Source organism: Enterobacter asburiae (assembly GCF_024599655.1).
Taxonomy (GTDB): Bacteria; Pseudomonadota; Gammaproteobacteria; order Enterobacterales; family Enterobacteriaceae; genus Enterobacter; species Enterobacter asburiae_D.
In genome coordinates this window covers 44,077-66,939 of record NZ_CP102247.1, presented here as the reverse complement: position 1 = coordinate 66,939, position 22,863 = coordinate 44,077, and the positions used below count along the sequence as shown (strand labels likewise).

Sequence of the window (22,863 nt, the reverse complement as noted above, 5' to 3'; positions counted from 1 at the left end):
TCTCGTTCAATACAAATAAAAAAGGCGGTCAATCGACCGCCCTTATTTTAGCGTTAACTTAACGGATCAGGACTTTTTCTTTTCGCGGCTATGCAGGCCACGTTTTTCCAGACCACGGTAAATCAGCTGCTGCTGGATGATGGTCACCAGGTTGCTGACGATATAGTACAGCACCAGACCTGACGGGAACCACAGGAAGAACACGGTGAAGATGACCGGCATAAAGGTCATGATCTTCTGCTGCATCGGGTCGGTCACGGTGGTCGGCGACATCTTCTGGATGAAGAACATCGTCACGCCCATCAGGATCGGCAGGATGTAGTACGGGTCCTGTGCGGACAGGTCATGGATCCACAGGGCGAACGGCGCGTGGCGCAGCTCAACGGAACCCATCAGCATGTAGTACAGCGCAAGGAAGATTGGCATCTGAATCAGCAGCGGGAAGCAGCCACCCAGTGGGTTTACTTTCTCTGCTTTATACAGGGCCATCATTTCCTGGCTCTGACGCTGTTTGTCATCGCCCAGACGCTCACGCATCGCCGCAATCTTCGGCTGCAGCATACGCATCTTCGCCATGGAGGTGTACTGCGCTTTAGTCAGCGGGTACATGATGCCACGAACGATGAAGGTGATAACGATGATGGAGAAGCCCCAGTTACCCAGGAAGCTGTGGATGAACTTCAGCAGCTTGAACAGCGGCTGAGAGATGAACCACAACCAACCGTAATCGACGGTCAGATCCAGGTGCGGCGCAACAGCGGCCATTTTGTCCTGAATTTCCGGGCCGACCCACAGGGTGCTTGCCATCTTACCGGTTTGACCCGGCTGAACCAGAACCGGCTGAGATTTGTAGCCGATGGCTGCAAGACCGTTACCCAGGTTCGCGGTATAGAAGTTGTTGGTACCGTCGTTATTTGGCACCCACGCAGTGGCGAAATACTGCTGCAGCATTGCCACCCAACCGCCTTTAGCGCTGACGTTCAGGTTTTCGTTATCGGCAATGGTGTCGAATTTGTATTTCTCATACTTCGCGTCTGGCGTGGAGTACGCCGCGCCACGGAAGGTATGCAGCGCAAAGTTGCTGCTTCCGGTGTCACGGTGAGACGGCAGATTGATGGACTGCTTCAGCTGGCCAAAGGTCGACAGTTCCAGCGGTTTCGCACTGGCGTTCTGTACGCTGTAGCCCACGTTCACCGCATATTCACCGCGTTTCAGAGTGAAGGTTTTGGTGAAGGTGTTGCCTGCGGCGTCGGTGTACGTCATCGGGATTGCGAGTTCGTTCTGGCCATCAGCCAGTACAAAAGTGTCGCTCTCGACGGTATACAGTGGACGCGCACCGTTAGCCGGGTTATCCGGGCCATCACGACCGGTCAGGCCGCTCTGCGCCTGGTAGATAAACTCAGGCGTGGTTTCCAGTAACTGGAACGGTTCGTTAGACTTCAGCTCTTTCGGGTAGGTCAACAGCAGCGCCTGCTCAACATCACCACCACGGGTGTTGATTGTCAGCTCAAGCACATCGGTCTTAACCGTAATCTGTTTCCCCTGGCCACTGGCCGGTACGCCCTGGTCGGCGGCGCTACCCGTTGCGGTGGTCGTAGTCTGCGTGGTCTGCTGCTGGGGTTGAGGATTTTTATCCTGCTCCCATGCCTGCCAGATCATGAAAGACACGAACAACAAAGCGATGATAAGAAGATTGCGTTGCGAATCCATCGTTAGTGTTCTCTGGTATCAAAGGGTCCTGGGGGGACGGGGTCGTCTCCACCGGGGTGTAAAGGGTGGCATTTTAATACGCGTTTCACCGTCAACCAACTGCCTTTTATCACTCCAAACCTGCGCAATGCCTCAATTCCGTAGCTTGAGCATGTTGGTGTGAAACGGCAGTGCGGCCCGAGTAGCGGACTAATCAGGCGTTGATAGACCCGGATGAGGGCTATCAGGACCCGTGAGCCAGGCGACAGTGGCGGCGCCATAATTTTTCCAACGCTTCCGAGAGAGCACGGTTATCGAGGTCGGCAACCCCTTTCTTCGCCACCACCACGAAATCCATTGAAGGCAGTTCGTGCTGACGTAAACGGAAGCTTTCACGCGTCAGACGTTTAATCCGATTGCGTTCATGCGCACGTTTAACATTTTTCTTGGCGACTGTGAGACCGATGCGGGGATGCCCCAGCGAATTTTGGCGGCCGAGGATGGTAATTTGCGGCGTGCCAGCCCGTAGTGGCTGCTGGAAGACGAAAGTGAAATGAGCGGGAGTTAACAAACGTAACTCCCTGGGAAATGCTAGCTTAACCACTCAGGGGTTAGCTTTATTACTTGGAAACGGTCAGACGAGCGCGGCCTTTAGCACGACGACGTGCCAGAACCTGACGACCATTTTTAGTAGCCATACGAGCACGGAAGCCGTGAGAACGGTTGCGCTTCAGTACAGACGGTTGAAAAGTGCGTTTCATGGCGATTTCTACCTAAACTTGAATAAATTCACTGACTTTTGCGTATACCCGAACGAGTTTCGAACGACTAACGCCTCAGCGTGGGTGATTAAAGAGGCCGGATTGTAATAATTGTACACTCCGGAGTCAATTCTCTTTCCTTATTTCCCGCGTATTTCCGCACGTTTTCGCGTGGAAAATGAGCAACGGACGACGCAGGAAGATGAGCATCACGCGCCGGGTCGAGGATTATACGGGCTCAACGATAAAGCGCAAGGATCGTCCCGGATCTTCGTTAGATCATTTAAGCAATAAATTGTCTGTGCTCATTAATTTTTCCAATATGCGGACTAAATCGCGGGGCACTCGCGCCAGGATCGTTTACACTTACCCGGTTTCGGATCTTCCTGTGGATAAATCGGGAAGAATCTGTGAGAAACAGAAGATCTCTGGCTCAGTTTAGGCTATGATCCGCGGTCCCGATCGGGATCCAGCGATCCTGGCCGGGTACAACCGCAGATAGCGGTTCGCACATCACCCTCATTGGGTCATGTCGATGTGCGCCAACAATCATGAATATTCAATAGTTTTCTTTTATTGTTCGAGTGGAGTCCGCCGTGTCACTTTCGCTTTGGCAGCAGTGTCTTGCCCGATTGCAGGATGAGTTACCAGCCACAGAATTCAGTATGTGGATCCGCCCGTTGCAGGCGGAACTGAGCGATAACACGCTGGCTTTGTATGCGCCAAACCGTTTTGTGCTCGATTGGGTAAGGGACAAGTACCTTAATAACATCAATGGACTGCTGAACGATTTCTGCGGGTCAGATGCCCCGCAGCTCCGCTTTGAAGTGGGCACAAAGCCGGTCACCCAAACCGTTCGTGAAACCGTGAACGTAGCAGCGCCTGCTCAGGCCGCTCCTGCTCCGGCCCCTCGCGTCGCACCTGCTCGTCAGGGCTGGGATAATGTCCCTGCACCGGCTGAGCCAACCTACCGCTCTAACGTTAACGTGAAACATACGTTCGATAACTTCGTTGAAGGTAAGTCGAACCAGCTGGCGCGCGCGGCGGCTCGTCAGGTTGCTGATAATCCCGGTGGGGCCTATAACCCGCTGTTCCTTTATGGCGGCACGGGTTTGGGTAAAACGCACCTGCTGCATGCGGTGGGCAACGGTATTATGGCGCGCAAGCCCAATGCCAAAGTGGTGTATATGCACTCCGAGCGCTTCGTTCAGGACATGGTAAAAGCCCTGCAAAACAATGCGATCGAAGAGTTTAAACGCTACTATCGTTCCGTTGACGCGCTGCTCATCGATGACATCCAGTTCTTTGCCAATAAAGAACGATCGCAGGAAGAGTTTTTCCACACCTTCAATGCCCTGCTGGAAGGCAATCAGCAGATCATTTTGACCTCGGATCGTTATCCAAAAGAGATCAACGGCGTTGAAGATCGTCTGAAATCCCGCTTCGGCTGGGGCCTGACCGTGGCGATCGAGCCACCGGAGCTGGAAACCCGCGTCGCGATCCTGATGAAGAAAGCCGATGAAAACGACATTCGCCTGCCTGGGGAAGTGGCGTTCTTCATTGCCAAGCGTCTGCGCTCCAACGTGCGTGAGCTCGAAGGGGCACTGAACCGCGTTATCGCCAATGCCAACTTTACCGGTCGTGCGATCACCATCGATTTTGTGCGTGAAGCGCTGCGCGATTTGCTGGCATTGCAGGAAAAACTGGTCACTATCGACAATATTCAAAAGACGGTGGCTGAGTACTACAAGATTAAAGTGGCAGATTTACTGTCTAAACGTCGTTCCCGCTCGGTGGCGCGTCCGCGTCAGATGGCGATGGCGCTGGCAAAGGAGTTAACCAACCACAGTCTGCCGGAAATCGGGGATGCGTTTGGTGGCCGTGACCATACGACCGTGTTGCACGCTTGTCGCAAGATTGAGCAGTTACGCGAAGAAAGCCACGACATAAAAGAAGATTTTTCCAATCTAATCAGAACATTATCATCGTGACGCTATGAAATTTACCGTTGAACGTGAACATTTATTAAAACCGCTGCAACAGGTGAGTGGCCCATTAGGTGGCCGCCCAACGCTGCCTATTCTCGGAAACCTGCTGCTTCAGGTCGCGGACGGTACGCTGTCGCTGACCGGTACAGATCTGGAAATGGAAATGATCGCGCGCGTTACGCTGACGCAGCCGCACGACGCGGGCGCGACCACGGTTCCGGCACGTAAATTCTTTGATATCTGCCGCGGGCTGCCGGAAGGCGCTGAAATCGCCGTGCAGCTGGAAGGCGACCGTATGCTGGTGCGCTCTGGCCGCAGCCGTTTCTCGCTCTCCACGCTGCCTGCTGCGGACTTCCCGAACCTGGACGACTGGCAGAGCGAAGTTGAATTCACCCTGCCACAGGCGACGATGAAGCGTCTGATTGAAGCCACGCAGTTCTCCATGGCGCATCAGGACGTTCGTTACTACTTAAACGGCATGCTGTTCGAAACCGAAGGTGAAGAGCTGCGTACCGTGGCCACCGACGGCCACCGTCTGGCGGTCTGTTCTATGCCGATTGGCGACTCACTGCCAAACCATTCGGTGATCGTGCCGCGTAAAGGGGTGATTGAGCTGATGCGTATGCTCGACGGTGGCGACACGCCGCTGCGCGTGCAGATCGGCAGCAATAACATCCGCGCCCACGTGGGCGACTTTGTCTTCACATCGAAGCTGGTTGACGGTCGTTTCCCGGATTATCGCCGCGTATTGCCGAAGAATCCGGACAAAACGCTGGAAGCAGGCTGCGACAGCCTCAAGCAGGCCTTTGCCCGCGCGGCCATTCTCTCTAACGAGAAATTCCGCGGCGTGCGCCTGTACGTGAGTGAAAACCAGATCAAAATCACCGCTAACAACCCGGAGCAGGAAGAGGCAGAAGAAATTCTGGACGTCACCTACGCCGGAACCGAGATGGAAATCGGCTTTAACGTCAGCTACGTGCTGGATGTGCTGAATGCACTGAAATGCGAGAACGTGCGCATTCTGCTGACCGACTCCGTTTCAAGCGTACAGATTGAAGATGCGGCCAGCCAAAGCGCGGCTTATGTTGTCATGCCAATGAGACTGTAATGTCGCTCACCCGTCTGTTGATCCGCGACTTTCGCAATATCGAAAGCGCGGATCTCGCTTTATCCCCTGGCTTTAACTTCCTGGTTGGCGCAAACGGCAGCGGCAAAACCAGCGTGCTGGAAGCCATCTATACGCTCGGCCACGGTCGGGCGTTTCGCAGTTTGCAGATTGGTCGCGTCATTCGCCACGAGCAGGAAGCCTTTGTTCTGCACGGACGTTTGCAGGGAGCGGAGCGCGAAACCTCTATCGGCCTGACCAAAGACAAGCAGGGCGACAGTAAGGTGCGCATCGACGGCACCGACGGCCATAAAGTGGCGGAGCTGGCGCTGTTGATGCCAATGCAGCTGATTACGCCGGAGGGGTTTACTTTACTCAACGGCGGCCCCAAATACAGAAGAGCATTCCTCGACTGGGGATGCTTTCACAACGAAGCCGGTTTCTTTAACGCCTGGAGCAACCTGAAGCGCCTGCTCAAGCAGCGTAACGCCGCGTTGCGCCAGGTAACACGCTACGCCCAGCTGCGTCCGTGGGATATGGAATTAATCCCTCTCGCGGAACAAATCAGCCGCTGGCGTGCCGAATACAGCGCAGGTATCGCCGAAGACATGGCCGACACCTGCAAACAGTTTTTACCCGAATTCTCTCTCACCTTCTCCTTCCAGCGTGGCTGGGAGAAAGAGACGGATTATGCCGAGGTGTTAGAGAGAAACTTCGAGCGCGACCGCATGTTGACCTACACCGCGCACGGCCCGCACAAGGCGGATTTCCGCATTCGTGCCGACGGTGCGCCGGTGGAGGACACGCTGTCGCGCGGGCAGCTCAAGCTCCTGATGTGTGCGCTGCGCCTGGCACAGGGAGAGTTTCTCACCCGCGAGAGCGGAAGACGCTGCCTGTACCTGATAGATGATTTTGCCTCGGAACTCGACGACGCGCGGCGCGGGCTGCTTGCCAGCCGCTTAAAAGCCACGCAGTCGCAGGTTTTCGTCAGCGCCATTAGCGCTGAACACGTTATAGACATGTCGGACGAAAATTCGAAGATGTTTACCGTGGAAAAGGGTAAAATAACGGATTAACCCAAGTTGAAATGAGCGAGAAACGTTGATGTCGAATTCTTATGACTCCTCCAGTATCAAAGTCCTGAAAGGACTGGATGCGGTGCGTAAGCGCCCGGGTATGTATATCGGCGACACGGATGACGGCACCGGTCTGCACCACATGGTATTCGAGGTGGTAGATAACGCTATCGACGAAGCGCTCGCGGGTCACTGTAAAGACATCGTGGTCACCATCCATGCGGACAACTCCGTCTCCGTCACCGATGATGGTCGTGGCATCCCAACCGGTATTCACCCGGAAGAGGGCGTCTCTGCTGCAGAAGTGATCATGACCGTTCTGCACGCAGGCGGTAAGTTTGATGATAACTCCTATAAAGTCTCTGGCGGCCTGCACGGCGTAGGCGTTTCCGTAGTAAACGCCCTGTCGCAGAAGCTGGAGCTGGTTATCCAGCGCGAAGGCAAAATTCACCGTCAGCTCTATACGCACGGCGTGCCGCAGGCACCGCTGGCCGTTACTGGCGACACCGACAAAACCGGTACCATGGTGCGTTTCTGGCCTAGCCTCGAAACCTTCACCAACGTCACCGAATTCGAGTACGACATCCTGGCGAAACGCCTGCGTGAACTGTCGTTCCTGAACTCCGGCGTCTCTATCCGCCTGCGCGACAAGCGTGACGGCAAAGAAGACCACTTCCATTACGAAGGTGGTATCAAAGCGTTCGTTGAGTATCTGAACAAGAACAAAACGCCAATTCACCCGAATATCTTCTATTTCTCCACGGAAAAAGACGGTATCGGCGTGGAAGTGGCGCTGCAGTGGAACGACGGTTTCCAGGAAAACATCTACTGCTTCACCAACAATATTCCACAGCGTGACGGCGGTACTCACCTTGCGGGCTTCCGTGCGGCGATGACCCGTACCCTGAACGCCTACATGGACAAAGAAGGCTACAGCAAGAAAGCGAAAGTCAGCGCCACCGGTGATGACGCACGTGAAGGCCTGATTGCCGTTGTCTCCGTGAAGGTGCCGGATCCGAAGTTCTCCTCACAGACCAAAGACAAGCTGGTCTCTTCCGAGGTGAAATCGGCGGTTGAACAGCAGATGAACGAACTGCTGAGCGAATACCTGCTGGAAAACCCGTCCGACGCGAAAATCGTGGTGGGCAAAATTATCGATGCGGCGCGTGCCCGTGAAGCGGCGCGTAAAGCCCGTGAAATGACCCGTCGTAAAGGCGCGCTGGACTTAGCAGGCCTGCCGGGCAAACTGGCTGACTGCCAGGAACGCGACCCGGCGCTGTCCGAACTGTACCTCGTGGAAGGGGACTCCGCGGGCGGTTCTGCGAAGCAGGGCCGTAACCGTAAGAACCAGGCTATCCTGCCGCTGAAGGGTAAAATCCTCAACGTTGAGAAGGCGCGCTTCGACAAGATGCTCTCTTCTCAGGAAGTGGCGACCCTCATCACCGCGCTGGGCTGCGGCATCGGCCGTGATGAGTACAACCCGGACAAACTGCGCTACCACAGCATCATCATCATGACCGATGCGGACGTCGACGGCTCGCACATTCGTACGCTGCTGTTGACCTTCTTCTATCGTCAGATGCCTGAAATCGTTGAGCGTGGCCACGTCTATATTGCACAGCCGCCGCTGTACAAAGTGAAGAAAGGCAAGCAGGAACAGTACATTAAAGACGACGAAGCGATGGATCAGTACCAAATCGCAATCGCCCTTGATGGCGCGACCCTGCACGCGAACTCGCACGCCCCTGCACTGGCCGGTGAGCCGCTGGAGCGTCTGGTGTCCGAGTTCAACGCGACGCAGAAAATGATCACGCGTATGGAACGTCGCTATCCGAAAACGCTGCTGAAGGAGCTGGTTTATCAGCCAACCCTGACCGAAGCCGATCTGAGCGACGAGCAGACCGTGACCCGCTGGGTGAACGCCCTGGTGACCGATCTGAACGAGAAAGAGCAGCACGGCAGCATGTGGAAATGCGATATCCAGCAGAACGCCGATAAGCAGTTCGAGCCGATTGTGCGCGTGCGTACCCACGGCGTTGATACCGACTACCCGCTGGAACACGAGTTTGTGACCGGTCCGGAATACCGCCGTATCTGCACGCTTGGCGAGACGCTGCGTGGCCTGATTGAAGACGATGCGTTCATCGAACGTGGCGAACGTCGTCAGCCGGTAGCCAGCTTCGAGCAGGCGCTGGACTGGCTGGTGAAAGAGTCCCGTCGTGGCCTTGCGATCCAGCGCTATAAAGGTCTGGGCGAAATGAACCCGGACCAGCTGTGGGAAACCACCATGGATCCGGAAAGCCGCCGCATGCTGCGCGTCACCGTTAAGGACGCGATTGCTGCGGACCAGCTGTTCACGACCCTGATGGGCGATGCGGTTGAACCACGTCGTGCCTTCATTGAAGAGAACGCCCTGAAAGCGGCAAATATCGATATTTAATCGTCGTTATACCGCACGATAACTGGCCGCGCTTTTAGCGCGGCTTTTTTATGGGCGCAGGCATATCCAGCGACATCACGGACGGTAAACGGCTCGCCAGCGTATCTATCGCTATTCTTACCCTCAGCGGCAGATGCGGCGTCTGCTGCCACACGGCATGAACGTTGAAATGCACATCCGGTGCCTGCTTCAGGAGCGGGACGAGTTTACCCTGGTGAATATCTTTGACGACCATCCAGCAGGGCAGCCATGCAATGCCGTGTCCGGCCAGCGCAGCGTCGCAGATCGCCTGCAAATCATCCATATTGAGCGACGATCGGGGCGTAAAGGTGTGCGACGTTCCTTCGTTATCCATCAGTTGCCAGGATAACACTCTGCCTGCGCTCAAATAGTTAATCGCCGTATGCTGGGGTAAATCATTAACGCTTTGTGGCTGGCCTTTCTTCTGCAGATACTCCGGCGCGGCGCACAGCACCATGCAGTGTTCTCCCAGCTTTCTGGCGACCAGCACGCTGCTGTCCTGAAGCGTGCCGTTACGCACCGCCATATCAAACCCTTCCTCCACCAGATCCACCACGCGGTCGCTGAATGACATTTCCAGCTCAAGCCCGGGGTGTTCCTGCGCCAGCGCTATCAGCAGCGGGGCGACACACTGGCGACCAAACAGCACCGGCATGGCAACGCGCAGGCGACCGCTGACCTGCTGTTTCCCTGTTTCAAGCAGCGATTCCGCACCCCGCATCTCCTCCAGCGCGCGCAGGCAGCGTTCATAAAAAAGGGCGCCGTTATCGGTCAGACTCTGGCTGCGGGTGGTGCGGTGAAAAAGACGTACCCCAAGCCGCTCCTCGAGGCGGGCAATGCTTTTCCCTACCGCCGAGCGTGACAAATGCAGGCGAACTGCGGCCTGAGCAAAACTTCCCGCCTCAACGGCGACCACAAAAACAGGAATATCCTTCAGCGTATCGGTCATGGATTGTATCTATTCTGGCGTCAATAAAGAGAAAACTTATCGCCACTGGCGACGTTTAGTCAACGGTAGACTGTCAGGACTAAAGCTCATCTGATGGCAGGAGAAATAACATGACAGAGACAATGCAACGCTGGTCCATGGACGCCCTCGGGCGCGAGAACCTCAAGCTGACTCAGGCACCCGTTCCACAGCCCGGCCCGGGTGAAGTGCGCGTACGGGTGAATGCCGTTGCGCTTAACTATCGCGATAAAATGGTTGTTGAAGGCACAATGCCGATCCCGCTTTCCTTCCCGTTTACCCCGGCGTCTGACATGGCGGGCGTGGTGGAGAGCATTGGTGAAGGCGTTACCCGCTTCAAACCCGGCGCACGCGTCATCTCAACCTTCTTCCCTGAGTGGATCGACGGTAAGCCGCAGGCGGACGCGCGCAATCTGCCCTATAAAACGTCCGGCGGATACTTCCAGGGCATGCTGGCCGAGTATGTGATTGTGAAGGAGGACGCGCTGGCGGCCTCTCCGGAGACTCTGGATGACGCCGAGGCCAGCACGCTGCCCTGCGCAGGGCTTACCGCCTGGTTTGCGCTGGTGGAGCGCGGCCAGCTGCGCGCCGGGCAATCGGTGCTGGTGCAGGGCACGGGCGGCGTGGCGATTTTCGCCCTGCAAATTGCAAAAGCGCACGGGGCGGAGGTGTTTGTCACCTCGGGGAGTGATGAAAAACTGGCGCTGGCCAAAACGCTGGGGGCCAGCCAGGGCATCAACCGGCTGAAAGGCGACTGGGCTGAAAATACGCTGGCGCTCACGCAGGATCGCGGCATCGACCATATTATCGAGACCGTAGGGGGAGAGAACCTGAAGCATTCCCTGCGCGCCGTTGCTGTTCACGGGCGTATATCGGTGATTGGCGTGCTGGCCGGGACGGAAATCACGCTCTCTGCTGGCGAACTGCTGCTGAAATCCCCCGTCATTCAGGGGATTGGCGTAGGTCACCGCCGGGCGCTGGAAGATTTTATCCGCGCTGTGGATGTCACCGGACTGAAGCCGGTGATCGAACATCGCTACCGTTTTAACGAGCTTGAACAGGCGTTTGAACATCTCGATCGCGGGGCGTTCGGTAAAATCGTTCTCACCCGCGATTAAGCCTTTGTTCCCCGGGATAAGCGTAAAAGGGGTGTTTCTGTTGCGCAATGTAGCTCTATTTTTGTGGGCTTAATCGCGTTAGCATGAGGCAGCACTCATTTATTCCGGGGAACTCATGGCTATCAAACTCATTGCAATCGACATGGACGGCACGCTGCTGCTGCCAGACCACACCATCTCTCCAGCCGTTAAAAACGCGATCGCCGCGGCGCGCGCAAAGGGCGTGAATGTGGTCCTGACCACGGGGCGTCCGTATGCGGGCGTACACAGCTACCTGAAAGAGCTGCACATGAATCAGCCTGGCGACTACTGCATAACCTATAACGGCGCGCTGGTGCAGAAAGCCGCAGATGGCAGTACGGTTGCGCAAACCGCGCTGAGCTACGATGACTACCTGTTCCTGGAAAAGCTGTCCCGGGAAGTGGGGTCCCACTTCCACGCGCTCGATCGCAATACGCTCTATACCGCCAACCGCGATATCAGCTACTACACGGTGCATGAATCCTACGTTGCGACCATTCCGCTGGTCTTCTGTGAAGCGGAGAAAATGGACCCGGCGACGCAGTTCCTGAAAGTGATGATGATCGACGAGCCGGAGATCCTGGATAAAGCGATTGCGCGCATTCCGGCGGAGGTAAAAGAGAAGTACACCGTGCTGAAAAGTGCGCCGTACTTCCTCGAAATTCTCGATAAACGCGTCAATAAAGGCACCGGCGTGAAATCTCTGGCCGATGCGCTGGGTATCAAGCCGGAAGAGATCATGGCGCTGGGCGACCAGGAAAACGACATCGCGATGATTGAGTTCGCAGGCATGGGCGTGGCGATGGATAACGCGATCCCGTCGGTGAAAGAAGTGGCTAATTTTGTGACCAAATCCAACCTCGAAGACGGCGTGGCTTACGCCATTGAGAAGTTTGTGCTGAACTAAAAACCCGCTTGCGATACCCTGATGCGATAACTGCGCATCAGGGTATCCTCATGAAACAAATCACCTTCGCCTCCCGTAACCACCAGCTGACAAACATCAATACCTGGACGCCGGACAGCCAGTGGCTGGTCTACGACGTGCGCCCGTCCGGTGCGTCGTTCACCGGCGAAACCATCGAGCGGGTCAATGTCGGTACGGGTGAGGTAGAGGTGGTTTATCGCGCCACCGATGGCGCGCACGTTGGCGTGGTGACCGTTCATCCTGCCCAGGATAAATATGTCTTTATCCACGGCCCGAAAAACCCGGACGCAGACTGGCACTACGATTTTCATCATCGCCAGGGAGTGATTGCGCAAAACGGTCAGGTGAGCAACCTGGACGCGATGGATATCACTGCGCCCTACACCCCAGGTGCGCTGCGCGGCGGCAGCCACGTCCATGTCTTCAGCCCGAACGGGCAGCTCGTCAGCTTTACTTATAACGACCATGTCCTGCACGAGCGCGATCCTAAACTTGATTTACGCAACGTCGGCGTGGCTGCGCCTTACGGCCCGGTGAACCCGCAGGGAAACCATCCCCGTGAATATTCGGGAACCTTCTGGAGCGTGCTGGTTAGCCGCACGACGCCTGATCCACAGCCGGGCAGCGATGAAATCAACCGCGCTTACGAAGAGGGCTGGGTGGGAAACCACAGGCTGGCGTTTATCGGCGACACCCTCTCTGCGCAGGGCGAAAAAGTACCCGAACTGTTTATCGTCGACCTGCCGAAAGACGAGCAGGGCTGGAAGCGGGTGGGCGATGCGCCGCTGCAGGGCACGACAGTGACCCTGCCAGCGCCGCCTGCCGGGGTGATGCAGCGTCGTCTGACCTTTACGCATCAGAGGGCGTATCCAGGCCTGGTGAACCTGCCGCGTCACTGGGTACGCAGCAACCCGCAGGGGACGCAGATCGCGTTTCTGATGCGGGATGATAACGGCATTGTGCAGCTGTGGCTGATCTCTCCTGAGGGCGGCGAGCCGCGCCAGTTGACGCATACCGGGAGCGATATTCAGTCAGCATTTAACTGGCATCCTGCGGGCGATAGTCTGGGGTTTGTGCTCGAAAACCGGATCGCCTGCTGCGACGCGCAGAGCGGAGAGGTGACGTTTTTGACGTCCGATCACGGCAACCCGCCGTCTGCTGATGCGGTCGTGTTTTCCCCGGACGGGCGCGTTATTGCATGGATGGAAGAGACAGGCGGTTTCCGTCAGCTTTGGGCAACGGAAACCGCGCAGAACTAGCGTGGAGGCATCTCTGCGGGCGGGATGACGGCGTTTGTGGCCAGATTCTCCTGCTCGCTTTTTTCTACCCGTGAGCGCACGGAGCTGTCCTTACGAAACATATCCCACGGTAGCAAAAGCGTATCCGCCACGGCCGTAAACGGCATATCCAGGATAACCAGGGATTTGGTACCCCAGTTTGTATCGTCATCGGAGATCATTGCCGCGCTGGCCCGCGTCCCCGGATATGTTCCTTCTTTACCGCCGGTGTGAGACATCACGCTCGAACACCCGCAAAGTAAAACTACCCCGCTGAACGTCGTCAGCTTTATCAGAACATTTTTCATCATCACTCAGTCATCGTTAATGGCACTGCATAGACCTGCAACTCAGGGTTATAGCGAGCCTTATCCAAAATGGATAGCCCGATAACCCCGCACTGTGGCAGCCATCGCAATTTAACCCTTTGTGCTGTTGTCCCAGTCTAAGCGAGATGCCGGAAAGTGCAAAAAAAAGTGCAGTTGTCGTGCTTGAAAAGCCCGATTGCAGACCCATTTTAAGAATGTGGCCCGATAACGAACTCGCCTGATGGGTGTTCGGGGGCGCAAAGGCCTGTCCATGGTGGAAGGCTACAATTTCTCGCTGATTTCAGGAGTTTTATTTATGCGTAACTTCGATCTTTCTCCGCTATACCGTTCTGCAATTGGTTTTGACCGCCTGTTTAACCATTTAGAAAATAACCAAAGCCAGAGCAACGGCTACCCTCCATACAATGTTGAGCTGGTTGACGAAAACCACTACCGCATCGCCATTGCCGTCGCCGGTTTTGCAGAAAACGAACTGGAGATCACCGCGCAGGACAACCTGCTGTTGGTGAAAGGTTCCCATACGGCCGAGCAGAAAGAACGTACCTACCTGTATCAGGGCATCGCCGAGCGCAACTTTGAACGCAAGTTCCAGTTAGCCGAGAACATTCACGTTAAAGGCGCGAACCTGGTCAACGGTCTGCTGTTTATCGAACTGGAACGCGTGATTCCGGAAGAGAAAAAACCGCGCCGTATCGAAATTAACTAATTACGCGGGTCGCGTAAGCGGCCCAACCGGACTTGCTTGCCGTAACGGGAGCATATGCGAATCCATCAGGATTTGCAGGAACAACTGCGCACAAAATTAAACTGTGCCGAACTCGCTTCTCAGAAGGAGATTTAGTATGCGTAACTACGATTTATCCCCCCTGCTGCGTCAGTGGATTGGTTTTGACAAACTGGCTAACGCCCTGCAAAGCAGCAATGAGCAACAGACGTTTCCGCCGTACAACATCGAAAAAAGCGACGATAACCACTATCGCATCACCCTTGCGCTGGCCGGTTTCCGCCAGGACGATCTGGACATCCAGCTTGAAGGCACTCGCCTGTCCGTGAAAGGTACGCCGGAAAAACAAGAGACCGAGACCAAATGGCTGCATCAGGGGCTGGTTAATCAGCCGTTTAGCCTGAGCTTTACCCTGGCAGACCATATGGAAGTGTCCGGCGCAACGTTTACCAACGGGCTGCTGCATATCGACCTGCTCCGCAACGTGCCGGAAGCCATCGCGCCGCAGCGTATCGCCATTAGCGAGCGGCCGGCGTTAAACAGTTAACAAGCCCGCCGAACCTGTAGGTCGGGTAAGGCGCAGCCGCCACCCGACAATACTCACAGACTGCACGAAGCCCTGCCCCGGCAGGGCTTTTTTGTGCGCCATCGCCCATACAATCGCATCCGGCTCTGAGAGAATCCTTAGCATAACTAAGGTTATGCACAGGAAGTGGATCATGAGTGATATCGCGTTAACCGTAAGCGTGTTGGCCCTGGTCGCTGTTGTTGGCCTGTGGATAGGGAATATCAAAATCCGCGGCGTCGGGTTTGGGATAGGCGGGGTGCTGTTTGGCGGCATTTTTGTCGGGCACTTCGCCGACAAACTCGGGCTGGTCCTCAGCGCCGAAATGCTCCACTTTACTCAGGAGTTCGGCCTGATCCTCTTCGTTTATACCATCGGTATTCAGGTGGGACCGGGCTTTTTCGCCTCACTTCGGGTCTCCGGATTACGGCTCAACCTGTTTGCCCTCGGCATTGTGGTGATGGGCGGGCTGGTCACCGCAATTCTGCACAAAATCTTCGATATCCCGCTGCCCGTGGTGTTGGGCATTTTCTCCGGGGCGGTCACCAATACGCCTGCGCTCGGTGCCGGGCAGCAAATCCTGCGCGATTTGGGTATCGAACCCGGCATCGTCGACCAGATGGGGATGAGCTACGCCATGGCCTATCCGTTTGGAATTTGCGGCATTCTGCTCTCCATGTGGCTGGTACGCGTCCTGTTTCGCATTAACGTCGACAAAGAGGCGAAGGACCACGAAACCACGCTCACCAACGGCCATATGCCGATCAAAACCATCAACATTCGGGTCGATAACCCCAACCTGAACAATATGGCGATTCAGGACGTGCCGATCCTGAACAGCGCCAATATCATCTGCTCCCGCCTTAAGCGTGACGATATGCTGATGGTCCCCGCGCCCGGCACCGTCATTCAGCAGGGCGATCTGCTGCACCTGGTCGGCCAGCCCGGCGATTTAAACAACGCGCGGTTGGTGATTGGTCAGGAAGTGGATACCTCTCTCTCAACCCGCGGCACCGATATGCGCGTGGAACGCGTTGTGGTGACTAACGAGCACGTTCTGGGCAAGAAAATACGCGATCTACAGGTTAAAGAGCGCTACGACGTGGTGATCTCCCGTCTCAACCGTGCGGGCGTCGAGCTGGTCGCCAGCCCGGAGGCCAGCCTGCAGTTCGGGGATATCCTCAACCTGGTCGGGCGCCCGTCGTCCATCGACGCCGTGGCGGATATGGTGGGTAACGCCCAGCAAAAACTGCAGCAGGTGCAGATGCTGCCGGTGTTTATCGGTATCGGGCTCGGCGTGCTGCTCGGCTCTATTCCGGTGTACGTCCCGGGCTTCCCGGTGGCGCTCAAGCTGGGCCTGGCGGGCGGGCCGCTGATTATGGCGCTGATCCTCGGGCGTATCGGCTGTATCGGCAAGCTCTACTGGTTTATGCCGCCGAGCGCCAACCTGGCGCTGCGCGAGCTGGGCATCGTGCTGTTCCTGGCGGTGGTCGGGCTAAAATCCGGCGGGGATTTTGTCGATACCCTGGTCAAGGGCGAAGGGATGAGCTGGGTCGGTTACGGCATCTTTATCACGGCGATCCCGCTGCTGACGGTGGGAATACTGGCGCGGATGTTCGCCAAAATGAACTACCTGACCCTGTGCGGCATGCTGGCGGGCTCCATGACCGATCCGCCCGCGCTGGCCTTTGCCAACAACCTGCACGCCACCAGCGGTGCGGCCGCGCTCTCCTATGCCACCGTCTATCCGCTGGTGATGTTCCTGCGCATCATTACCCCGCAGCTACTGGCGGTGCTGTTCTGGGGGATGAGCTAGCAGGTCGTCCGGGTGGATGCGCCGCAGATGGTAGTCCACCTGGTAATCGCTGGTATTTCGGAACATCACGGAATAATTGAGGAACTCGCCGCTGTCGCTGTAGGAGAGAGAGGTAATGCGCAGCAGCGGCGTCTGTTCCGGAAGATTCATATAACCGGCCAGCGCTTTATCTGCCAGCACCGGCGTCAGGCTCTCGTAGTTGCCGCTGATGGTGATCCCGCACTCCTTCTCGATGTAATCAAACTTAGACCCCTCAAGATGCGCCAGCGAGAGGTTGCGAAACAGCTTCACCGGCATAAAGCTGTCTTCCAGCATCAGCGGCTTCCCGTCCACGTAGCGCACCCGCCGGGAAAAGTAGATCCGCTCATCCACCTGGATCCGCAGCTGGCTGGCGATGGCGGGTGGGGCGGGCATCACTTCGAACTGTAAGACCTTGCTCTGCACCTCTTTTCCCTGCTGACGCAGCACCTCCACCAGCCCGGTCAGGTTGGTGGTTTCGTGGTGAACGTCTTTGCGCGACACAAAGGTTCCGCTGCCGTGCCGCCGCTCAACCAGCCCCCAGCTCACCAGCAGATCCAGCGCCTTGCGGATGGTCATTCGCGCCACGCCGAACTCCTGCGCCAGCGCTTTTTCGCCGGGCAGAGGGCTGCCGATGTTGTAGTCCGACGAATTCAGCCGCAGCCGCAACCTGTCGGCAATAGATTTGTAGATCACCAGTAGACCTCTCTGCCCTTATCAGGGTGTGGATTGCATCCTGACATGTCCATATTTACCGCAAAAAGTAGACCTGATTGGTCAAAATAAAACCATGAATGCGATCACGAATCGCAGCGGCACGCCATGTTCGCGCATCAGTAAGTTCTTATGCTCACCTCAGGCCAGCAAAAAACCATAAAGGCCTCTACCCCTACAGGTTGTTTCATGAGGATTTAAAAATGCTCAGTCAAATACAACGTTTTGGCGGTGCCATGTTTACCCCGGTGTTGCTGTTTCCATTCGCCGGGATCGTGGTGGGAATCGCCATCATGCTTCGCAACCCGCTGTTTGTCGGCGAAGCGCTAACGGCCCCCGATCATCTTTTCGCGCAGATCGTTCACATCATTGAAGAGGGCGGCTGGGCGGTGTTTCGCAATATGCCGCTGATTTTTGCCGTCGGCCTGCCGATTGGCCTGGCGAAGCAGGCGCAGGGCCGCGCCTGTCTGGCGGTGCTGATTAGCTTTCTGACCTGGAACTACTTCATTAACGCGATGGGGATGACCTGGGGCCACTTTTTTGGCGTCGACTTCTCCGCCGAACCCACGGCCGGTAGCGGACTGGCGATGATTGCCGGGATCAAAACGCTGGATACCAGCATCATCGGGGCCATTGTGATTTCAGGCATCGTCACCGCCATCCACAACCGCTACTTCGACAAGCCGCTGCCGGTCTTTCTGGGGATTTTCCAGGGCAGCTCGTTTGTCGTTATCCTCGCGTTCTTCGTCATGATCCCCTGCGCCTGGCTGACGCTGCTGGGCTGGCCGAAAGTACAGATGGGCATTGAGTCCTTGCAGGCGTTCCTGCGCTCTGCCGGTGCGCTGGGCGTGTGGGTGTATACCTTCCTGGAACGCATTCTGATCCCAACCGGATTGCACCACTTCGTCTACGGTCCGTTTATCTTCGGACCGGCGGCGGTGGAAGGCGGGATTCAGGTCTACTGGGCGCAGCATCTGCAGGAATTCAGCCAGAGTACCCTGCCGCTGAAAACCCTCTTCCCGGAAGGCGGATTCGCGCTGCACGGCAACTCAAAAGTGTTTGGCTCGGTCGGGATTGCGTTCGCTATCTGGTACACCGCGTCGCCGGAAAACCGCGTCAAGGTGGCGGGCCTGCTGGTCCCGGCTACGCTCACCGCGGTGCTGGTGGGCATTACTGAACCCCTCGAGTTCACCTTCCTGTTTATCTCGCCGCTGCTGTTTGCCGTGCACGCCGTGCTGGCGGCCACCATGGCAACGGTGATGTACGCCTTCGGCGTGGTCGGGAACATGGGCGGCGGCCTGCTGGACCAGTTCCTGCCGCAAAACTGGATCCCGATGTTCCATAACCACGCCTCGACGGTATTCACCCAGATCGGCATCGGCGTCTGCTTCACCGGCATCTACTTCGTGGTCTTCAAAACGCTGATCGAACGTCTGAACCTGAAAACGCCGGGCCGGGAAGAGAGCGAAATCAAACTCTACAGCAAGGCCGACTATAAGGCGGCGCGGGGGCAAACCACCGCCCCGGCGGCGGCCAGCCAGCAGGTCGGGCAGGCCGCCGGGTTCTTACAGGCGCTCGGCGGTGCGGCCAACATCGAAAGCATCAACAACTGCGCCACCCGCTTGCGCATTGCGCTGGTGGATATGGCGAAAACCCAAAGCGATGACGTCTTCAAAGCCCTCGGCGCCCACGGCGTGGTGCGACGCGGCAACGGCATTCAGGTGATTGTCGGCCTGCACGTTCCTCAGGTGCGCGACCAGCTGGAATCGCTGATGAAAACCCCTTTATCGAATGAACAAACCACCCTGACAGAGGCTATATCATGAAAAAATTCTCAGTTGTCATTGCAGGCGGCGGCAGCACCTTTACGCCTGGTATCGTCCTGATGCTGTTAGCCAACCGTGACCGTTTCCCGCTGCGCGCGCTGAAGTTCTATGACAACGACGGCGCGCGTCAGGAGACCATCGCCGAAGCGTGCAAAATTATCCTCAGGGAGCAGGCACCGGAGATTGAATTCAGCTACACCACCGATCCTAAAGCGGCGTTTACCGATGTGGATTTCGTGATGGCGCATATCCGCGTGGGCAAATACCCGATGCGCGAAAAAGATGAAAAAATCCCGCTGCGCCACGGCGTGCTGGGCCAGGAAACCTGTGGACCGGGCGGGATTTCCTACGGCATGCGCTCTATCGGCGGCGTGCTGGAGCTGGTGGATTATATGGAGCAATACTCCCCGAACGCGTGGATGCTGAACTACTCCAACCCGGCGGCGATTGTCGCGGAAGCCACGCGCCGCCTGCGCCCGAACGCCAAAATCCTCAACATCTGCGATATGCCGATCGGCATTGAAGGGCGCATGGCCCAGATTGTCGGCCTCAAGGACCGCAAAGAGATGCGCGTGCGCTACTACGGCCTGAACCACTTCGGCTGGTGGACGTCGATTGAAGATCTGAACGGCAACGATTTGATGCCGAAACTGCGCGAATACGTGGCGAAAAACGGCTATGTTCCGCCTTCGGAGGATGCGCATACCGAAGCGAGCTGGAACGATACCTTTGCCAAAGCAAAAGACGTGCAGGCGCTGGATCCGGACACCATGCCGAACACCTACCTGAAGTATTACCTGTTCCCGGACTATGTGGTCGCGCACTCCAACCCGGAACGGACCCGCGCCAATGAAGTTATGGATCACCGTGAGAAGCACGTGTTCAGCGCCTGCCGGGCGATTATCGAAGCCGGTAACTCCGCCGCCGGTGAGCTGGAAATCGACGAACATGCGTCGTACATCGTCGATCTGGCGACGGCAATCGCCTTCAACACCCAGGAGCGGATGCTGCTGATTGTGCCAAACAACGGGGCCATCCATAACTTTGATACCGACGCGATGGTGGAGATCCCGTGCCTGGTCGGCCATAACGGACCGGAACCGCTGACCGTAGGGGATATTCCACACTTCCAGAAAGGGCTGATGAGCCAGCAGGTGGCGGTGGAAAAACTGGTGGTGGATGCCTGGGAGCAGCGCTCGTACCAGAAACTCTGGCAGGCGATCACCCTGTCGAAAACCGTGCCGAGCGCATCCGTCGCGAAAGCGATTCTGGATGATCTGATCGAGGCCAACAAAGAGTACTGGCCAGAGCTGCATTAATCGTCCTGACCGGCATCGCCCGATGCCGGTCTCCTTGTCCTTGTCGATTTACGCTATGCTGAAGCCTGCCCGAAGCACGACAAGGAACCTTCATGAAAATTTCCCGCCTCGGCGAAGCGCCGGACTACCGCTTCTCTCTGGCTAATGAACGCACTTTTTTAGCGTGGATCCGCACCGCGCTGGGCTTTCTTGCCGCAGGGGTCGGTCTCGATCAGCTCGCGCCTGATTTCGCCACGCCGCTGATCCGTGAAGTGCTGGCGCTGCTACTGTGTCTGTTCGCGGGCGTGCTGGCGATTTACGGCTACCTGCGCTGGCTGCGAAACGAAAAGGCGATGCGCCTGAAGCAGGATCTGCCCTATACGCGCGGGCTGCTGATCATCAGCACGATTCTGCTGACGGTGGCGGGCGTGGTAATGTTGCTGGTGTTCTATGGCGGATAGCCGCAAAGCGCGGCGCGAAGCGGACCCCGGCCTGCAGCCGGAGCGGACGTCACTCGCCTGGCTGCGAACGCTGCTGGGGTATGGCGCGCTGATTGCCCTGGCGATTAAGCACAACTGGCACCGCACGGGGGTGCCATTCTGGATCTCGATTGTTGTGCTGGCGCTGGTAGCCATCATTTTATGGCGCTATACCCGCAGCCGTAACCTGATGGACGTGGCGCAGAACGATTTTGTCCAGCCGAAAGCGGTGCGCGATAAGTTCCTGATCGCGCTGGCCGTGCTGTCTCTGTCTTTACTCTTTGCAGTTACACACATTCAGCAAATTGTGAGCCTGTAAGCCCGGTGGCGGCTACGCCTTACCGGGCCTACAACTACCGCGAACGTAGGCCGGGTAAGGCGCAACCGCCACCCGGCATAATTACTTCCCTTTCGCCAGATACTTCGCCATCTCGTCTTCCGGCACCATCCCGCCGCCGGTCGCCCAAACCAGGTGGGTAACGTTGGTATGCGAATGAACGCGCACCGGCCCGGCCATCCCCGCCAGCGCCGACGGCTCCAGGCGGATCCCTTCCTCCTGCGCCAGCCAGCCGAGCATGTCATACATGCTCTGGTCGGAAAGCGTATAGAACCCGTCGAGCAGGCGCTCCATCGCGCGGCCCACGAAGCCGGAGGCGCGTCCTACCGCCAGACCGTCCGCTGCTGTGACGTTATCAATGCCCAGATCCTGCACCGCGATCTCATCGTGCAGGCCGGTGTAAACGCCCAGCAGCATGCACGGGGAGTGCGTTGGCTCCGCGAAGAAGCAGTGGACGTTGTCACCAAAGGCCAGCTTGAGGCCAAACGCCACGCCGCCGGGGCCGCCGCCGACGCCGCACGGCAGGTAGACGTACAGGGGGTGATCGGCATCCACCACACGGCCCTGTTCGGCAAACTGCGCCTTCAGGCGCTCGCCTGCAACGGCATAGCCCAGGAACAAGGTGCGGGAATTTTCATCGTCAATGAAGAAACAGTTCGGATCGCTTTCCGCCGCTTTTCGTCCCTGCTCTACCGCCACGCCGTAATCCTGCTCATATTCCACGACGATGACGCCGTGGCTGCGCAGTTTGGCTTTCTTCCACTCGCGGGCGTCGGCAGACATATGCACCGTCACCTTAAAGCCGATGCGTGCGCTCATAATGCCGATGGACATCCCGAGGTTGCCGGTTGAGCCTACTGCAATGCTGTACTGGCTGAAAAAGTCCTTAAAGCGCGGCTCCAGCAGAATGCTGTAGTCGTCTTCAATACTCAGCAACCCGGCTTCCAGCGCCAGTTTCTCCGCGTGGGTCAGCACCTCATAGATGCCGCCGCGCGCTTTAATCGAGCCGGAAATCGGCAGATGGCTGTCTTTTTTCAGCAGCAGCGTGCCGGGAATAGACTTCGCAGATTCTTTCTCCAGCCGCGCCTGCATCGCCGGGATCGCGACCAGTTCGGATTCGATAATCCCGCCCGTTTCTGCCGTTTCCGGGAAGGCTTTCGCCAGGTACGGCGCGAAGCGCTTGAGGCGAGCGTGCGCGTCGTCCACGTCGGCTTTGGTCAGCCCGACGTACGGCAACCCTTCTGCAAGCGTCGTGGTGCGCGGGTTAAGCCAGGTGGTTTCTTTCAGGGCGATCAGATCCTCAACCAGAGGAAACTGTGCGGTTAAAGTAGTGATAGTTGCGTTTTCCATAATACGTCTCTTCGCG

The 22,863-nt window shown here is 57.0% G+C and carries 22 protein-coding genes and 1 other annotated feature; of the genes, 14 read left to right on the top strand and 8 right to left on the bottom strand.

All coding sequences use genetic code 11. The annotated features are described in order from the left end of the window. Nucleotides 1-66: 66 nt before the first annotated feature. From yidC to rpmH, 4 genes are read right to left on the bottom strand one after another with little or no spacing between them, the layout of a single operon-like run. Entirely contained in the window at nucleotides 67-1,710 is a 1,644-nt protein-coding gene (yidC, locus tag NQ230_RS00305) for a membrane protein insertase YidC (protein ID WP_159515183.1), read from the bottom strand. 2 nt (nucleotides 1,711-1,712) lie between these two features. Further along, nucleotides 1,713-1,970 (bottom strand): membrane protein insertion efficiency factor YidD, encoded by a 258-nt coding sequence (yidD, locus tag NQ230_RS00300; protein WP_001307474.1) that lies wholly within the window; start codon nucleotides 1,968-1,970, stop codon nucleotides 1,713-1,715. Further along, nucleotides 1,934-2,293 (bottom strand): ribonuclease P protein component, encoded by a 360-nt coding sequence (rnpA, locus tag NQ230_RS00295; protein ID WP_032640303.1) that lies wholly within the window; start codon nucleotides 2,291-2,293, stop codon nucleotides 1,934-1,936. The genes yidD and rnpA overlap by 37 nt, the downstream gene beginning before the upstream one ends. Nucleotides 2,294-2,309: 16 nt before the next feature. Continuing rightward, a complete protein-coding gene (rpmH, locus tag NQ230_RS00290; protein WP_000831330.1) occupies nucleotides 2,310-2,450 on the bottom strand; it encodes a 50S ribosomal protein L34 in 141 nt (46 codons plus the stop codon). 596 nt (nucleotides 2,451-3,046) lie between these two features. On the opposite strand from rpmH, the gene dnaA reads away from it, so the two are divergent. Genes dnaA through gyrB form a run of 4 tightly spaced genes read left to right on the top strand, consistent with a single transcriptional unit; the run spans nucleotide 3,047 to nucleotide 9,059 of the window. Continuing rightward, nucleotides 3,047-4,441 (top strand): chromosomal replication initiator protein DnaA, encoded by a 1,395-nt coding sequence (gene dnaA / locus NQ230_RS00285; RefSeq protein WP_010426558.1) that lies wholly within the window; start codon nucleotides 3,047-3,049, stop codon nucleotides 4,439-4,441. Between the two features lie 4 nt (nucleotides 4,442-4,445). Continuing rightward, nucleotides 4,446-5,546 carry a DNA polymerase III subunit beta gene (gene dnaN / locus NQ230_RS00280; RefSeq protein WP_010426557.1) on the top strand — a complete coding sequence of 367 codons (1,101 nt, stop codon included), beginning with the start codon at nucleotides 4,446-4,448 and terminating at the stop codon, nucleotides 5,544-5,546. Then, entirely contained in the window at nucleotides 5,546-6,619 is a 1,074-nt protein-coding gene (recF, locus tag NQ230_RS00275; RefSeq protein WP_159515184.1) for a DNA replication/repair protein RecF, read from the top strand. Before dnaN ends, recF begins: the two co-directional genes overlap by 1 nt. 28 nt (nucleotides 6,620-6,647) lie before the next feature. After that, nucleotides 6,648-9,059: a DNA topoisomerase (ATP-hydrolyzing) subunit B gene (gene gyrB / locus NQ230_RS00270; RefSeq protein WP_213823197.1), complete on the top strand. Its 2,412-nt coding sequence runs from the start codon at nucleotides 6,648-6,650 to the stop codon at nucleotides 9,057-9,059. A 34-nt stretch (nucleotides 9,060-9,093) separates the two neighbouring features. On the opposite strand, the gene NQ230_RS00265 is transcribed toward gyrB, so the two are convergent. Beyond that, nucleotides 9,094-10,029, bottom strand: a complete 936-nt coding sequence (locus tag NQ230_RS00265) for a LysR family transcriptional regulator (RefSeq protein WP_257259495.1) — start codon at nucleotides 10,027-10,029, stop codon at nucleotides 9,094-9,096. A 110-nt stretch (nucleotides 10,030-10,139) separates the two neighbouring features. Here NQ230_RS00265 and NQ230_RS00260 point away from each other — a divergent pair, with 110 nt between their 5' ends. The 3 genes from NQ230_RS00260 to NQ230_RS00250 all read left to right on the top strand — a co-directional run bounded on the left by NQ230_RS00260 (nucleotide 10,140) and on the right by NQ230_RS00250 (nucleotide 13,373). After that, nucleotides 10,140-11,165, top strand: coding sequence for a zinc-dependent alcohol dehydrogenase family protein (locus NQ230_RS00260; RefSeq protein ID WP_257259492.1), 1,026 nt, complete (start codon nucleotides 10,140-10,142; stop codon nucleotides 11,163-11,165). Between the two features lie 115 nt (nucleotides 11,166-11,280). Next, nucleotides 11,281-12,093 (top strand): sugar-phosphatase, encoded by an 813-nt coding sequence (yidA, locus tag NQ230_RS00255; protein ID WP_121423362.1) that lies wholly within the window; start codon nucleotides 11,281-11,283, stop codon nucleotides 12,091-12,093. Nucleotides 12,094-12,143: 50 nt separating this feature from the next. Then, the gene (locus tag NQ230_RS00250) at nucleotides 12,144-13,373 is read left to right on the top strand and encodes a YidR family protein (protein ID WP_257259488.1); all 1,230 of its coding nucleotides are present in this window, start codon (nucleotides 12,144-12,146) and stop codon (nucleotides 13,371-13,373) included. On the opposite strand, the gene NQ230_RS00245 is transcribed toward NQ230_RS00250, so the two are convergent. Next, nucleotides 13,370-13,702 carry a YceK/YidQ family lipoprotein gene (locus NQ230_RS00245; protein ID WP_032640291.1) on the bottom strand — a complete coding sequence of 111 codons (333 nt, stop codon included), beginning with the start codon at nucleotides 13,700-13,702 and terminating at the stop codon, nucleotides 13,370-13,372. The two genes, NQ230_RS00250 and NQ230_RS00245, sit on opposite strands and share 4 nt — an antisense overlap. A 248-nt stretch (nucleotides 13,703-13,950) precedes the next feature. After that, nucleotides 13,951-14,022, top strand: a sequence feature (ROSE (Repression Of Heat Shock gene Expression) occurs in the 5'-region of heat shock genes and acts as an RNA thermometer to modulate expression.). On the opposite strand from NQ230_RS00245, the gene ibpA reads away from it, so the two are divergent. From ibpA to NQ230_RS00230, 3 genes are all read left to right on the top strand, one after another. After that, a complete protein-coding gene (gene ibpA / locus NQ230_RS00240; RefSeq protein WP_257259486.1) occupies nucleotides 14,016-14,426 on the top strand; it encodes a small heat shock chaperone IbpA in 411 nt (136 codons plus the stop codon). It overlaps the preceding feature by 7 nt. A 136-nt stretch (nucleotides 14,427-14,562) precedes the next feature. Then, nucleotides 14,563-14,991 carry a small heat shock chaperone IbpB gene (gene ibpB / locus NQ230_RS00235; RefSeq protein WP_257259485.1) on the top strand — a complete coding sequence of 143 codons (429 nt, stop codon included), beginning with the start codon at nucleotides 14,563-14,565 and terminating at the stop codon, nucleotides 14,989-14,991. 172 nt (nucleotides 14,992-15,163) lie between these two features. Beyond that, on the top strand, nucleotides 15,164-16,825 hold the full coding sequence (locus tag NQ230_RS00230) for a putative transporter (protein WP_032662051.1): 1,662 nt from the start codon (nucleotides 15,164-15,166) through the stop codon (nucleotides 16,823-16,825). Here the strand turns inward: NQ230_RS00230 and NQ230_RS00225 are convergent. Further along, nucleotides 16,793-17,539, bottom strand: coding sequence for a GntR family transcriptional regulator (locus NQ230_RS00225; RefSeq protein WP_193941572.1), 747 nt, complete (start codon nucleotides 17,537-17,539; stop codon nucleotides 16,793-16,795). The genes NQ230_RS00230 and NQ230_RS00225 overlap by 33 nt on opposite strands. 221 nt (nucleotides 17,540-17,760) lie before the next feature. Between NQ230_RS00225 and NQ230_RS00220 the strand changes: the two genes are divergently transcribed. The 4 genes from NQ230_RS00220 (at nucleotide 17,761) to NQ230_RS00205 (ending at nucleotide 21,479) form a co-directional block, all read left to right on the top strand. Continuing rightward, nucleotides 17,761-19,383, top strand: a complete 1,623-nt coding sequence (locus tag NQ230_RS00220; protein ID WP_047646753.1) for an alpha-glucoside-specific PTS transporter subunit IIBC — start codon at nucleotides 17,761-17,763, stop codon at nucleotides 19,381-19,383. Further along, a complete protein-coding gene (locus NQ230_RS00215) occupies nucleotides 19,380-20,702 on the top strand; it encodes a 6-phospho-alpha-glucosidase (RefSeq protein WP_257259480.1) in 1,323 nt (440 codons plus the stop codon). The genes NQ230_RS00220 and NQ230_RS00215 overlap by 4 nt, the downstream gene beginning before the upstream one ends. 92 nt (nucleotides 20,703-20,794) lie before the next feature. After that, nucleotides 20,795-21,142: a YidH family protein gene (locus tag NQ230_RS00210; protein ID WP_121426085.1), complete on the top strand. Its 348-nt coding sequence runs from the start codon at nucleotides 20,795-20,797 to the stop codon at nucleotides 21,140-21,142. After that, nucleotides 21,132-21,479 carry a DUF202 domain-containing protein gene (locus NQ230_RS00205; RefSeq protein WP_080329767.1) on the top strand — a complete coding sequence of 116 codons (348 nt, stop codon included), beginning with the start codon at nucleotides 21,132-21,134 and terminating at the stop codon, nucleotides 21,477-21,479. The genes NQ230_RS00210 and NQ230_RS00205 overlap by 11 nt, the downstream gene beginning before the upstream one ends. A gap of 81 nt (nucleotides 21,480-21,560) precedes the next feature. Here the strand turns inward: NQ230_RS00205 and dsdA are convergent, their stop codons facing one another. Beyond that, entirely contained in the window at nucleotides 21,561-22,847 is a 1,287-nt protein-coding gene (gene dsdA, locus NQ230_RS00200; RefSeq protein WP_257259476.1) for a D-serine ammonia-lyase, read from the bottom strand. Between the last annotated feature and the right edge of the window lie 16 nt (nucleotides 22,848-22,863).